Origin of the sequence: Rhizobium tibeticum (genome assembly GCF_900110205.1) — a bacterium.
GTDB lineage: Bacteria > Pseudomonadota > Alphaproteobacteria > Rhizobiales > Rhizobiaceae > Rhizobium > Rhizobium tibeticum.
On sequence record NZ_FOCV01000002.1, the window covers coordinates 164,638 to 177,547 of the forward strand.

Consider the following 12,910-nt stretch of genomic DNA (forward strand, 5'->3'; position numbering starts at 1 on the left):
CGGCCTCACGAGCCTTTCCGGGGCGGCTTGCAGCCCCGGACTTGTCGAACCCGGACCTGCGGCGTAATCTTTTGGAAACGGACCGCCAGGAGGCTTCGATGCGAGATCGCAACCTCATCCAGATCGGCGCCATGGAGATCCGGCTTCTGATCGACGAGGATCAGAGTGCCGGCAGTCTGGTGATGTTCGAATTCACGGTCCCGCCTCAGGCACGTGTCCCGGCCGCTCATTATCACCGCGACGTCGACGAAGTGATCCACGGATTGTCCGGCACGATGACGACGACGCTGGACGGGCGCAAACACGACATCGCACCGGGGCAAACCCTGTTCATTCCGCGCGGCTATGTCCACACCCACGAGAACCTGCACGGAGAAACCGCCAAGGCTTTGATCACCATGACGCCCGGCTTGATCGGCAGGCGGTATTTCGAGGAGATGGCCCTGGCCATCAACGTTCAGGGAAAGCCCGATATCGAACATGTGAAGGCAATCATGCGCCTCTATGGACTGGTTCCGGCCTGACGCGGCCCGCGCGCAGGCGATCCTTCCAGGATCAAAAACGAGGGCTTGCAAATTTTCGGGTTCAGGTGTCAGAGTCCGCGCCATGGTATCGAAACGACTCTCCCGGCTCGAAGGTCATCGCCGCAAATTCATCGCGGTCATTGACGATACGCCCGAATGCTCCCGCGCCGTCCATTATGCGGGCCGGCGCGCCAAGAACTCGAATGGCGGCCTTGTGCTGATGTACGTGATTCCGGAGGGCGACTTCCAGCAGTGGCTGGGGGTGGAGGAGATCATGCGCGCCGAGGCGCGCGAGGAGGCCGAGGCTGTGGTCGCCAAGGCGGCGCATGTGGTTCGCGAAACGATCGGCATCGACCCTGAGATCGTCATCCGCGAGGGAAGCGCCACCGAGCAGATCAACGCCGTGATCGAGGAAGACCGCGATATTGCGATCCTGGTGCTTGCCGCAAGCTCGGCCAAGGAAGGTCCAGGACCGCTGGTGTCGTCGATCGCCGGGCGTGGCGCGACATTTCCCATCCCTGTCACGGTCCTGCCTGATACATTGACCGACGAGGAACTGGATGCTCTCGCATAAAGCGATTTCTTGAGTACCAGTCTCTTGAATAGAGTTGCCAATCGGCTTATTTTCTCTTTTGAAGAATTCTAAAGACGGCTTAGGCTACTGCCCGCCGCAGGAGAGCGAGATGTTTATTCAGACCGAAGCCACGCCGAATCCCGCCACGCAGAAGTTTCTGCCGGGCCGGGTCGTGATGGAAAACGGCACGGCCGAATTCCGTAGCGCCGACGAAGCGCAGGCTTCGCCGCTTGCTGCTCGGCTGTTCGAGATTGCGGGCGTGACCGGTGTCTATTTTGGCTACGACTTCATTTCCGTCTCTAAGGACGATGCCGAGTGGCAGCACCTGAAGCCGGCGATCCTCGGTTCGATCATGGAACATTTCATGTCGGGCAAGCCTGTCATGGGCGACGCCTCGGTTCTTTCCGAGGACCTCGATGCCGGCGGCGAGTTCTTCGACGAAGCCGACGAGTCGATTGTCCTCACGATCAAGGAGCTGCTGGACACGCGCGTGCGTCCGGCCGTTGCGCAGGATGGTGGCGACATCACCTTCCGTGGCTTCAAGGACGGCAAGGTCTATCTCAACATGAAGGGCTCCTGCTCCGGCTGCCCGTCGTCGACGGCGACGCTGAAGCATGGCGTGCAGAACCTGCTTCGCCATTTCGTTCCGGAAGTCGAGGAAGTGGTCGCCGCCTGACGACGACACTCCCGTTCCGGCATTCATTCTGGCGCAGCATTTGCAAGCGCGGCAGGGTGGATGTATGGACGCTCAGGAACGCTTTATTCGGAAATTGATGCCATGATCATACTGGCGCTCGACACCGCAGGTGTGGATTGCGCTGCCGCTCTCTATGACAGCGGCAGGGATACGATGCTGGGGGAGGCATCGGACATGATCGGCAAGGGGCACGCAGAGCATCTGATGGGGATCATCGATCGCGCGCTGAATGAAGCGGGCGCGGCGCTTTCGGCCGTCGATCGCATTGCCGTCACCATCGGTCCAGGCTCCTTCACCGGCATTCGTGTCGGCGTTGCCGCCGCGCGCGGCTTTGCGCTGTCGCTCGGCGTTCCGGCCGTCGGCGTCACCACGCTTGCGGTGATGGCCGAAGCGCAGCGGCTGAAGACGCCGAAGCACCCGGTGCTCGCCGCCATGGATGCCAAGCGAAATGAAATCTACCTGCAGGCCTTCGATGCCGGCGGCGAGCCGCTTGATGAAGCGCGTGCCGTCACCGTCGAGGAAGCGCAGGCGTTCGCCGCGACATTCGAAGGCGAAATCATCGGTTCCGCCACGCCGTTCCTGAAGCCGGACACGACCGGCGATCACGCCAACCATTTCCCGATTTCCATCGTGGCGCGCCTCGGCGCCGCCTCTGATCCTTCTGCGGGAAAACCGAAGCCTCTTTATCTGCGCGGACCCGACGCCAAGCCCCAGGCCGGGTTTGCAATTGCGCGAGTATGACCATGTTGGAATCCTATTTGACGCTGAAGCCGGAATTCGAAATCGTCGCGATGGATGCCGATGATTGCCGCGCCGTCGCGGCTCTGCACGGTGAACGTTTCGCCCGCCCATGGGGCGATGGCGAGTTCTACAGCCTGCTCAGCCAGAACACCGTTTTCGGCTTCGTGGCACGCCAGACCAATGCATTCCTCAAGAAGCCGTTGCCCGGTTTCGTGCTGGCTCGCCAGGTCGCCGGCGAGGCGGAAATCCTGGCGATCGCCGTGCAGACGAAGGTCGCACGCGCCGGCCTCGGTTGGCGGCTGATGCAGGCCGCGATGCGCGAAGCACACGCGCGCGGCGGCGAGAGCATCTTCCTGGAGGTCGATGACGGCAATGCTGCGGCGCTCGGCCTTTACCGCAAGCTCGGTTTCGAGAAAGTCGGCGAACGCAGGGGATACTACAAGGATGCCAAGGGCGCGGTTTCCACAGCGCTTGTCATGAAGCGCGTTCTTCGTTAGTCCGTTGCTTGAACGTTGACTATCGGAAGGCAGCCCATGACTGACGTCGCCAAGACCCTCGAGGAGCTTTGCGCTGAACGCGGCATGCGCATGACCGAGCAGCGCCGGGTGATCGCGCGCATTCTCGAAGAATCCGCCGACCACCCTGACGTGGAAGAACTCTATCGGCGCTCGGTGAAGGTCGATGCCAAGATCTCGATCTCCACGGTCTATCGCACCGTGAAACTGTTCGAGGACGCCGGCATCATAGAACGCCACGACTTCCGAGACGGCCGCTCGCGCTACGAGACGGTGCCGGAAGAGCATCACGACCACCTCATCGACCTCAAGTCGGGTGTCGTCATCGAGTTTCACTCGCCCGAGATCGAGGCATTGCAGGAACGCATCGCCCGCGAACACGGCTTCAAGCTGGTCGACCATCGGCTGGAACTTTACGGCATTCCGCTCAAGAAGGACGAGCGCTGAGGCCATGATCGCAGCTGGGGAGTCTTCGCTTTGATCGCCTGGCTGCGCATAGGCCTCGCCGGCATCGTCATTCTCCTTGCCAGCATCCTGCTCATGCCCTGGCAGCTCTTGGCGCTGCGCTTCGACTGGAAGCTGCGCCGCTGGCTGCCCCGCATCTGGCATCGCATTCTCTGTTTCTGCCTTGGCATCCGCATTCGCGTCCGTGGCAAGATGGAAACGCACAGACCGTTGATGCTTTGCGCCAACCATTCGTCGTGGATGGACATCATGGTGCTGTCTGCTGTCGCCGACGTTGCGTTTATCGCCAAGATCGAAGTGCGCGACTGGCCGATTTTCGGCACGCTGGCGAAGCTGCAGAAGAGCGTCTTCGTGGTGCGTGAGGAAAAGCGTAAGACCGGCCACCAGGCGAATGAGATTGCGACCCGCATGGCGAATGGCGAGATCGTCGTTCTGTTTCCGGAGGGCACGACCTCGGATGGGAACCGGCTTCTGGAGGTCAAATCCTCGTTGTTCGGCGCAGCCGCGATGGCGATTCCAGCTTCGCCAACGGGCGCTGTCGTAATCCAACCGGTCGCGGTTGCCTATACCGGCGTCCACGGTTTGCCGATGGGGCGTTATCATCGCCCGCTCGCCTCCTGGCCCGGCGACGTGGAGATGCTCCCGCACCTGAAGGATATGCTGCGATGCGGCGCTTTTGAGGTGGACGTCTGCTTCGGCGACGCGGTCGAATATCGCGGCGACAGCAACCGCAAGGAAGTCAGCGCGACGATTGCACGACGCATCCGCGCCATGCTTGGCGCGGCACTGCGCGGCCGCGACGCCGCGTAAGACAAGATTTCCTTTTCTAGCGCAGCAAAAACCACTAAATAGCCGCCCATGACCCAGGACAGCGCCCTTCTTCAGGCCCCGGAGACCGATCTCCGCGATGGCAGCAACAACCGCAAGGTATTCATCAAGACCTACGGCTGTCAGATGAACGTCTATGACTCGACGCGCATGAGCGACGCCCTCGCCCGCGACGGATACGAGCCCACGGAAAACATGGAAGAGGCCGACCTCGTTCTCCTGAATACCTGTCATATCCGTGAGAAGGCTGCTGAAAAGGTCTACTCGGCGCTCGGGCGTCTGCGCGATATGAAGAAGGAACGCAACAGGGAAGGCCGGGAGTTCATGATCGGCGTTGCCGGCTGCGTGGCGCAGGCCGAGGGCGAGGAAATCCTGCGCCGTGCGCCCGCCGTCGATGTCGTGATCGGGCCGCAGACCTATCATCGCCTGCCGGAAGCGCTGCGCAAGGCGAAGGAAGGGCAGCGCATCGTCGATACCGAATATGCGCTCGAAGACAAGTTCGAGCATTTGCCGATCGCCGAGAGCAAGAAAATCCGCTCGCGCGGCGTAACGTCCTTCCTCACCGTTCAGGAAGGTTGCGACAAGTTCTGCACTTTCTGTGTCGTGCCCTATACGCGCGGTTCGGAAGTGTCGCGGCCGGTCAGCCAGATCGTCGAGGAAGCGCAGAAGCTCGTCGAAGGGGGCGTGCGCGAGATCACGCTGCTCGGCCAAAACGTCAACGCCTGGCATGGTGTCGGCGCCAATGGTCAGGAATGGACCCTCGGTGATCTGCTCTATCGGTTGGCTGAGATCCCCGGGCTTGCGCGGCTGCGCTACACGACCAGCCATCCGCGAGACATGGACGATCGGCTGATCGAGGCGCACCGGGATCTGCGCGCGCTGATGCCGTACCTGCATCTGCCGGTGCAGGCCGGCTCCGACCGCATCCTGAAGGCGATGAACCGACGCCATACGGCCGCCGAGTATCTGACGCTGGTCGACCGCATCCGCACGGCCCGCCCTGATATCGCTCTCTCCGGCGACTTCATCGTCGGCTTTCCGGGGGAGACAGACCAGGATTTTGAAGATACACTACGCCTGGTGGAGGAGGTGCGCTATGCGCAGGCTTTCTCCTTCAAGTACTCGACACGGCCGGGCACGCCCGGCGCGGAACTAAAGGACCAGGTGCCGGAGGAAATCAAGGCAGACCGGCTGGAACGCCTGCAGGCGCTTCTTCTGAAGCAGCAGCAGGAATTTGCCGTTTCCTGTGTCGGAAAAACGATCGAACTGTTGCTCGAAAAGCCCGGTCGCATGCCAGGACAGCTTATCGGCCGTTCTCCCTGGCTTCAGTCCGTGAATGTTGATGCAAAAGAATTGCAAATCGGTGACATTGTTAATGTGCGAATCACCGGAACCGGAACCAACAGCCTGTTTGCCGAGATTGCAGAGGCTGAGGTCTAACCCAAGGAGCCTGACCGCTTGAACGGACAAGAATTGGTTTCTTCTTCACCGCGCCACCCACGCATTGCGAGCGACGCCAATCACTTTATTCTGACGTTCGAGAACAATCGGTTCGCCAGTGAACTGTTCGGTCAGTTCGACCAGAACCTCAAGCTCCTTGAAGAGCGTCTGCACATCGACGCCCGAGCGCGGGGCAATTCCGTCGTCATTTCCGGAGACATCGTCGCCACCAACCAGGCGCGGCGCACCCTCGATTATCTCTACGAGAAACTCCAGAAAGGCGGCAGCGTCGAACGTTCCGACGTGGAAGGCGCGATCCGTATGGCCGTGGCCGCCGACGATCAGTTGAGCCTGCCGACGATGGAGAAGAAGGCCAAGCTGACGATGGCCCAGGTTTCCACGCGCAAGAAGACCATCATCGCCCGTACGCCGACCCAGGATGCCTATCTCCGGGCACTGGAACGCGCTGAACTCGTATTCGGCTGCGGTCCGGCCGGTACCGGCAAGACCTATCTCGCCGTCGCCCACGCCGCTCAACTCCTGGAACGCGGCGTCGTTGAGAAGATCATTCTTTCGCGCCCGGCGGTCGAAGCCGGCGAACGTCTCGGCTTCCTGCCAGGCGACATGAAGGAAAAGGTCGATCCTTATCTTCGTCCGCTCTATGACGCACTCTACGACATGATGCCGGCCGACAAGGTCGATCGCGCCATTACCGCCGGCGTCATCGAAATTGCGCCGCTCGCCTTCATGCGTGGCCGTACGCTCGCAAATGCCGCCGTTATCCTCGACGAGGCGCAGAATACCACGTCGATGCAGATGAAGATGTTCCTGACACGTCTCGGCGAGAATTCGCGGATGATCGTCACCGGCGACCCGAGCCAGATCGACTTGCCGCGGGGCGTCAAATCTGGCCTCGTGGAAGCGCTCCAACTGCTGAACGGCGTCGAGGGTATCTCGATCGTACGCTTCAAGGATACGGACGTTGTGCGTCATCCGCTCGTCGGGCGCATTGTCAGGGCCTACGATTCCACCTATGCAACGGATACCGAAGAGGATAGCCGGCAGAGCTGATGGCGGAACTCGATATCCAGATCAGCATCGAGGAGGGCAACTGGCCCTCCGAAGATGCGTTGCATGCATTGGCGGATCGCGTACTGGAAGCGGCCGCGACCTATCTTCGCGAGGGCCAGAAGCAGCCGTTTCCCAAGATGGTCCCAGAAGTCTCGCTGGTTTTCACCGACGATGCCTCGATCCAGGACATCAACGCGGAATGGCGCGGCAAGGACAAGGCGACCAACGTGCTTTCGTTTCCCGCCTTCCCGGTGAAGCCGGGCAAGGTGCCGGGGCCGATGCTCGGCGACATCATCATCGCAAGAGAGACCGTCGAGCGAGAGGCAGCTGAACTTGAAAAGAGCTTTGACGACCATCTAACGCATCTGATGGTGCATGGTTTCTTGCATCTCTTCGGCTACGATCATAATAATAACGCTGAAGCCGAGATAATGGAGGGGCTCGAGACTCGCATTTTGGCGGTACTCGGCCTATCTGACCCATACGAGGGTCAAGACCTTAAAATGGAACCATGAGCGACTTTACGACGAGACCGGCCCCTGAGGCCAAGGACGCCGACCAATCCTCCTCTTCCGACGAGGGTGGCAGTAGTAGTAGGCAGTCCGGACGATCCCAATCCTTCTGGTCGCGTGCAGCGCGCATCCTGAGACCACAGCAGGGCTCGCGCCTTCGCGAGGACATTGCCGATGCGCTGATGACCGACGCGGCCGACGGCGACGTCTTTTCGCCTGACGAACGGGCGATGCTGCACAATATCCTTCGCTTCCGCGAGGTGCGTGTCGCCGACGTTATGGTGCCCCGCGCCGATATCGAAGCCGTCGATCAGAACATCACCATCGGCGAACTGATGATCCTGTTCGAGGAATCCGGCCGTTCGCGCATGCCGGTCTATGCGGATACGCTCGACGACCCGCGCGGGATGGTGCATATCCGCGATCTTCTGTCCTACGTTGCCAAGCAGGCGCGCAACAAGCGCCGCGGCAGCACCAAGACCCTCAAGCCGGCAGAGCCTCTGGTCGAGGTTTCCCCCGAGCACCTACAGAAGCCGACGCGCTCCGCGAAGCCGAATTTCGACCTCAGCCGCGTTGACCTGCAGAAGACGCTTTCAGAGGCCGGCATCATTCGCAAGATCCTGTTCGTTCCGCCGTCGATGCTTGCTTCGGATCTCCTTCGCCGCATGCAGGTCAATCGCACGCAGATGGCGCTCGTCATCGACGAATACGGCGGCACCGATGGTCTGGCGTCGCACGAGGACATCGTCGAAATGGTCGTCGGCGACATCGACGACGAGCACGACGACGAAGAAGTCATGTTCAAGCGCGTGTCCGAAGACATCTTCGTCGCAGACGCTCGCGTCGAGTTGGAGGAGATCGCGGAAGCGATCGGACCGGACTTCGATATCACTGAGCAGGTCGACGAAGTCGACACGCTGGGCGGCCTGATCTTCTCCGAGCTTGGGCGCATTCCGGTGCGTGGCGAGGTCGTGCAGGCCATGCCCGGTTTCGAGTTCCATATTCTCGATGCCGATCCGCGCCGTATCAAGCGCGTAAGGATTACCCGTAAGCGCCAGGCCATCCGCCGCCGCATCAAGATCGACGGCGACGGCACCTCCGGCGCGGATCACAGCGAAGAGCGGCAAACAGACGCTCCCACGACAAACTGATCGCCGCAAAGCACGACAAACGGCGGCTTTTTTGAAAGACTGCGGTCGGGTTGATTCGCAGCTTGATGGGAGTGCGCATGGAGCGGCTTGCAGACAGGGTTATCCTGGCCTGGGGGGGCAAGAGGGTTGCACTGGCCGCCCTTGCAGGCGCTGTCGGCGTTCTGGCGCTGCCTCCATTCGGCTTCTTTGCTGCCATGTTCGTGTCGTTCACGCTGCTCGTCTGGCTGATCGACGGCTCGGCTGCCGCTCCTGAGAGCGGCTTGATCGGCCGGCTATGGCCTTCCTTCGCCGTCGGCTGGCTCTTCGGCTTCGGCTATTTCGTCGCCGGTCTCTGGTGGCTTGGCCATGCCTTGATGATCGATGCCGAGGCTTTTGCCTGGGCGCTGCCGCTGGCGATCCTCGGCCTGCCTGCCGTGCTCGCGATCTTCTATGGCGTTGCTGCCGCCCTGGCGCGTACCATGTGGTCCGATGGCATGGGGCGGATTGCGGCGCTTGCCGCGAGCTTCGGATTGCTCGAGTGGCTGCGGAGCATACTTTTCACCGGTTTTCCCTGGAACGCCGTCGGCTACGGAATGACGCCCGTGCCGCTCATGATGCAATCGGCGCATGTCATCGGCATCATGGGCATTACTTCGCTCTCGGTCTTCATCTTCGCGGCTCCCGCGCTCCTCGGCACCCGCCAGGGCGCGAAGCTCGGCCTCTCGCTGGCAGCCCTGCTTTTCGCCGCACATATCGGCTACGGCGCCTATATCCTCTTTGGCCCACAGCCTGCATCGGCGCCGGACTCCAAGAGCCCGGTCATCCGCCTCGTTCAGCCGATGATCGAACAGACGGCGAAGATGGACAATGACGCCGACCGCGCCGCGATCTTCGAGAAGCACCTGAAACTCTCCGTCGAGCCGCCGAAGGATGGCGGTCGCAAGCCCGACATCATCGTCTGGCCGGAGACGTCCATTCCCTTCATCCTGACCGACAACCAGGATGCGCTCAGCCGGATCGCGGACGCGCTCGACGACAACCAGATCCTGATTGCCGGCGCCGTCCGGGTCGAGGACATGGGGCCCGGCAATCCGCCACGTTACTACAATTCGATCTACGTCATCGATGGCCGTGGGCAGATCGCCGGCGCCGCGGACAAGGTGCATCTCGTGCCGTTTGGCGAGTATGTGCCGTTCGAAAGCATACTAGACGATTTCGGTATCCAGAACGTCGTGGAGATGCCGGGCGGCTTTTCGCCGGCCGCCACGCGGCAGTTGCTGACCTTGCCGACCGGGATCAAGTTCTATCCGCTCGTCTGCTACGAGATCATTTTCCCGGATGAGATGACCGGCGACCTTGGCGTGGCCAATGCCATCCTCAATGTCACCAACGATGCGTGGTTTGGTGCGACACCCGGGCCCTACCAGCACTTTCAGCAGGCCAGGTTGCGCGCCGTGGAGACCGGCCTGCCGCTGATTCGCAACGGCAACAGTGGTATTTCTGCCGTCGTGAACGCCCGCGGCGAGGTCATTGCCGGTCTCGGCCTCAACGAAACGGGCTTCGTCGACGCAACCATTGAGGGCTTCGGCGCGCATCGCGATCCAGGCTACCCACGCCAAACTTACTTCTGGTTGCTGGAAACACTTCTGTTTGCAATTGCGTTGGTTTCGCGTTTAGGTTTTGTTTTCAAGCAGAATTGACCGAAAACCCCTAAAATTGCATAGTGGTTGGGATCGGCGTTCTTAGCGTATGTTTCAAGGTGGTTGATGAAGACTTTGCAACGTGGCGTTTTGGGGATGGGTTTGGGCATGCCGGTTTGAACAAGGTTGAAAATTATTGTTAGGGCAGGACCATGATTGAGAACAAGAAGAGGCCGAACCCCATCGACATCCATGTTGGTAGTCGCATTCGCCTTCGCCGAACGATGCTCGGAATGAGCCAGGAAAAGCTCGGCGAGAGCCTCGGCATCACCTTTCAGCAGATCCAGAAATACGAAAAAGGCACCAACCGCGTCGGTGCCAGCCGCCTCCAGAACATCTCCAGCATTTTGAACGTTCCGGTTTCCTTCTTCTTTGAAGACGCACCCGGCGACCAATCCTCCGGCCTGTCCGGCATGGCGGAAGCCTCGAGCTCGAACTACGTTGTCGACTTTCTTTCGTCGTCCGAAGGGCTCCAACTCAACCGCGCCTTCGTGAAGATCACCGACCCCAAGGTTCGCCGTAAAGTCGTCGAACTGGTGAAGGCACTCGCTGCCGAAGCTGATAGCGAATAATAGCCACTTCAAAATTCAGAGCAAAACGAAAGCGGTCGCAACGGCCGCTTTTTGGCGTTTTTTGGGCATAATTTGCCACTTTCCCGTAGATATAAAGATATATTTATGTCCTTCTACGCTTGTTTTTCCCGCGCGAACTGGGTACCTACTACGCAGCTTTTGTTCTTTGAGGGGAATCCCGGAATGCGCGCGAATTACCTTTTCACCAGCGAGTCAGTTGCCGAAGGTCACCCGGACAAGGTGTGTGACCGGATCTCCGACGAGATCGTGGATCTGGTCTACCGCGAAGCCGCCAAGACCGGCGTCAACCCCTGGGGCGTGCGTATCGCCTGCGAGACGCTGGCAACCACCAACCGCGTCGTGATCGCCGGTGAAGTGCGCCTGCCGCCGAGCCTGATGAAGAAGGACAAAGACGGCAAAGACGTCATCAACCCTTCGAAGTTCAAGGCCGCCGCCCGCCGCGCCATCAAGGACATCGGCTACGAGCAGGACGGCTTCCACTGGAAGACGGCCAAGATCGACGTGCTCCTGCACTCGCAGTCCGCCGACATTGCCCAGGGTGTCGACAATGCCGCCGACCAGCAGGGCGACGAAGGGGCCGGCGACCAGGGCATCATGTTCGGCTACGCCTGCAAGGAAACGCCGGATCTCATGCCGGCACCGATCTACTACTCCCACAAGATCCTGCAGCTACTGGCAACTGCCCGCAAGAAGGGCGACGGCGACGTCGCAAAGCTCGGCCCCGATGCCAAGAGCCAGGTGACCGTGCGTTACGTCAACGGCAAGCCTGCGGAAGTCACGTCGATCGTTCTCTCCACCCAGCATCTCGACGAAAGCTGGGATTCGAAGAAGGTTCGCGCGGTCGTCGAGCCCTATATCCGCGAGGCTCTCGGCGAGCTGCCGATTGCCGACGATTGCATGTGGTACATTAACCCGACCGGTAAGTTCGTGATTGGCGGCCCTGATGGCGACGCTGGTCTGACCGGGCGCAAGATCATCGTCGACACCTACGGCGGCGCTGCTCCGCACGGCGGCGGCGCGTTCTCCGGCAAGGACACCACCAAGGTCGACCGCTCGGCTGCCTACGCGGCCCGCTATCTTGCGAAGAACGTCGTTGCCGCCGGTCTTTCCGACCGCTGCACGATCCAGCTCTCCTACGCCATCGGCGTCGCACAGCCGCTGTCGATCTATGTCGACCTGCACGGAACCGGCAAGGGCGTGACGGAAGACCAGGTCGAAGCCGCGATCCGCAAGAACATGGATCTGTCGCCGACCGGCATCCGCCGTCACCTCGACCTCAACAAGCCGATCTACGCCAAAACCTCGGCTTATGGCCACTTCGGCCGCAAGGCTGGCCGCGACGGCTCGTTCTCCTGGGAGCGCACGGACCTCGTCAAGGCGCTCAAGGACGCCGTCAAGGTCAAGGAAGCGGCATGACCGACATGGAACGCCGCGGACGCGCGACCGAAGCCTTCTTCGGTCGCCGCAAGGGAAAGGCTCTGCGCGAGCATCAGGCAGAGCGACTGAACACCCTGCTTCCGGCGTTCCTCATCGATCTTTCAGCGGCTCCGCCCGAGCCGCTGAAGACCCTCTTTCCGGTGCCGACAGACAGGCTGCGCCTGGAAATCGGTTTCGGCGGCGGCGAACATCTGATCCATCGTGCCGTGGAAATGCCCTCCACCAGCTTTATCGGTGTCGAGCCTTTCATCAATTCCATGCAGAAGCTGCTGACGAGCGTCGACAAGGCGGGCGCCAAGAACGTCCGTGTCTACAACGACGACGCGACGCAATTGCTGGACTGGCTGCCTGACGCCTCGATCGACCAGATCGATCTGCTGTACCCGGATCCGTGGCCGAAGAGAAAGCACTGGAAGCGCCGCTTCGTGTCGAAGACCAATCTCGATCGCTTTCACCGCGTGCTGAAGCCAGACGGGCTGTTCTGCATCGCCTCCGACATCGACACTTACGTTAACTGGACGTTGCTGAAATGCCGAGACCATGGCGGTTTCGAATGGCTGGCACAGAATGCTGCAGACTGGCTGACGCCCTATGAGGGCTGGCCGAGCACGCGCTACGAGGCCAAGGCGCGGCGCGAGGGCAGATCCTCCGCCTATCTAACGTTCAAGCGGGTCTGAGCCTGC

Annotated in this window: 15 protein-coding genes; all 15 read left to right on the top strand. The window is 60.9% G+C overall.

Going from position 1 to position 12,910, the window contains the following annotated elements:
• Positions 1–98: 98 nt before the first annotated feature.
• The 15 genes from BSG20_RS02725 (at position 99) to trmB (ending at position 12,904) form a co-directional block, all read left to right on the top strand.
• On the top strand, positions 99–524 hold the full coding sequence (locus tag BSG20_RS02725) for a cupin domain-containing protein (RefSeq protein ID WP_072371493.1): 426 nt from the start codon (positions 99–101) through the stop codon (positions 522–524).
• 82 nt (positions 525–606) lie between these two features.
• Positions 607–1,098, top strand: a complete 492-nt coding sequence (locus BSG20_RS02730) for a universal stress protein (protein WP_007529542.1) — start codon at positions 607–609, stop codon at positions 1,096–1,098.
• 109 nt (positions 1,099–1,207) lie between these two features.
• A complete protein-coding gene (locus BSG20_RS02735; protein ID WP_072371496.1) occupies positions 1,208–1,774 on the top strand; it encodes a NifU family protein in 567 nt (188 codons plus the stop codon).
• 102 nt (positions 1,775–1,876) lie between these two features.
• Positions 1,877–2,536, top strand: a complete 660-nt coding sequence (tsaB, locus tag BSG20_RS02740) for a tRNA (adenosine(37)-N6)-threonylcarbamoyltransferase complex dimerization subunit type 1 TsaB (RefSeq protein ID WP_072371979.1) — start codon at positions 1,877–1,879, stop codon at positions 2,534–2,536.
• The gene (locus BSG20_RS02745) at positions 2,533–3,033 is read left to right on the top strand and encodes a GNAT family N-acetyltransferase (RefSeq protein WP_176703582.1); all 501 of its coding nucleotides are present in this window, start codon (positions 2,533–2,535) and stop codon (positions 3,031–3,033) included. The genes tsaB and BSG20_RS02745 overlap by 4 nt, the downstream gene beginning before the upstream one ends.
• A gap of 36 nt (positions 3,034–3,069) precedes the next feature.
• Positions 3,070–3,498 (top strand): Fur family transcriptional regulator, encoded by a 429-nt coding sequence (locus tag BSG20_RS02750; protein ID WP_024314517.1) that lies wholly within the window; start codon positions 3,070–3,072, stop codon positions 3,496–3,498.
• 30 nt (positions 3,499–3,528) lie between these two features.
• The gene (gene olsA, locus BSG20_RS02755; RefSeq protein ID WP_072371499.1) at positions 3,529–4,326 is read left to right on the top strand and encodes a lyso-ornithine lipid O-acyltransferase; all 798 of its coding nucleotides are present in this window, start codon (positions 3,529–3,531) and stop codon (positions 4,324–4,326) included.
• Between the two features lie 48 nt (positions 4,327–4,374).
• Positions 4,375–5,784: a tRNA (N6-isopentenyl adenosine(37)-C2)-methylthiotransferase MiaB gene (miaB, locus tag BSG20_RS02760; protein ID WP_072371502.1), complete on the top strand. Its 1,410-nt coding sequence runs from the start codon at positions 4,375–4,377 to the stop codon at positions 5,782–5,784.
• Positions 5,785–5,802: 18 nt separating this feature from the next.
• Entirely contained in the window at positions 5,803–6,855 is a 1,053-nt protein-coding gene (locus BSG20_RS02765; protein ID WP_072371505.1) for a PhoH family protein, read from the top strand.
• On the top strand, positions 6,855–7,370 hold the full coding sequence (ybeY, locus tag BSG20_RS02770; RefSeq protein WP_072371508.1) for an rRNA maturation RNase YbeY: 516 nt from the start codon (positions 6,855–6,857) through the stop codon (positions 7,368–7,370). Before BSG20_RS02765 ends, ybeY begins: the two co-directional genes overlap by 1 nt.
• Entirely contained in the window at positions 7,367–8,518 is a 1,152-nt protein-coding gene (locus tag BSG20_RS02775) for a hemolysin family protein (RefSeq protein WP_072371511.1), read from the top strand. The genes ybeY and BSG20_RS02775 overlap by 4 nt, the downstream gene beginning before the upstream one ends.
• A 77-nt stretch (positions 8,519–8,595) precedes the next feature.
• Positions 8,596–10,197, top strand: a complete 1,602-nt coding sequence (lnt, locus tag BSG20_RS02780; RefSeq protein ID WP_072371982.1) for an apolipoprotein N-acyltransferase — start codon at positions 8,596–8,598, stop codon at positions 10,195–10,197.
• A gap of 152 nt (positions 10,198–10,349) precedes the next feature.
• Positions 10,350–10,769, top strand: coding sequence for a helix-turn-helix domain-containing protein (locus BSG20_RS02785; protein ID WP_007789368.1), 420 nt, complete (start codon positions 10,350–10,352; stop codon positions 10,767–10,769).
• Between the two features lie 183 nt (positions 10,770–10,952).
• Positions 10,953–12,206, top strand: coding sequence for a methionine adenosyltransferase (gene metK / locus BSG20_RS02790; protein ID WP_024314510.1), 1,254 nt, complete (start codon positions 10,953–10,955; stop codon positions 12,204–12,206).
• Positions 12,203–12,904, top strand: a complete 702-nt coding sequence (gene trmB, locus BSG20_RS02795) for a tRNA (guanine(46)-N(7))-methyltransferase TrmB (protein ID WP_072371514.1) — start codon at positions 12,203–12,205, stop codon at positions 12,902–12,904. The genes metK and trmB overlap by 4 nt, the downstream gene beginning before the upstream one ends.
• Positions 12,905–12,910: the final 6 nt, after the last annotated feature.

Bases quoted from the DNA above. Each gene is read 5' to 3' on its own strand.
- BSG20_RS02725 (WP_072371493.1), top strand. From the start codon at position 99: ATGCGAGATCGCAACCTCATCCAGATCGGCGCCATGGAGATCCGGCTT.
- BSG20_RS02785 (WP_007789368.1), top strand. From the start codon at position 10,350: ATGATTGAGAACAAGAAGAGGCCGAACCCCATCGACATCCATGTTGGT.
- trmB (WP_072371514.1), top strand. From the start codon at position 12,203: ATGACCGACATGGAACGCCGCGGACGCGCGACCGAAGCCTTCTTCGGT.
- lnt (WP_072371982.1), top strand. From the start codon at position 8,596: ATGGAGCGGCTTGCAGACAGGGTTATCCTGGCCTGGGGGGGCAAGAGG.
- BSG20_RS02745 (WP_176703582.1), top strand. From the start codon at position 2,533: ATGACCATGTTGGAATCCTATTTGACGCTGAAGCCGGAATTCGAAATC.
- miaB (WP_072371502.1), top strand. From the start codon at position 4,375: ATGACCCAGGACAGCGCCCTTCTTCAGGCCCCGGAGACCGATCTCCGC.
- BSG20_RS02775 (WP_072371511.1), top strand. From the start codon at position 7,367: ATGAGCGACTTTACGACGAGACCGGCCCCTGAGGCCAAGGACGCCGAC.
- BSG20_RS02730 (WP_007529542.1), top strand. From the start codon at position 607: ATGGTATCGAAACGACTCTCCCGGCTCGAAGGTCATCGCCGCAAATTC.
- metK (WP_024314510.1), top strand. From the start codon at position 10,953: ATGCGCGCGAATTACCTTTTCACCAGCGAGTCAGTTGCCGAAGGTCAC.
- ybeY (WP_072371508.1), top strand. From the start codon at position 6,855: ATGGCGGAACTCGATATCCAGATCAGCATCGAGGAGGGCAACTGGCCC.
- tsaB (WP_072371979.1), top strand. From the start codon at position 1,877: ATGATCATACTGGCGCTCGACACCGCAGGTGTGGATTGCGCTGCCGCT.
- BSG20_RS02735 (WP_072371496.1), top strand. From the start codon at position 1,208: ATGTTTATTCAGACCGAAGCCACGCCGAATCCCGCCACGCAGAAGTTT.
- BSG20_RS02750 (WP_024314517.1), top strand. From the start codon at position 3,070: ATGACTGACGTCGCCAAGACCCTCGAGGAGCTTTGCGCTGAACGCGGC.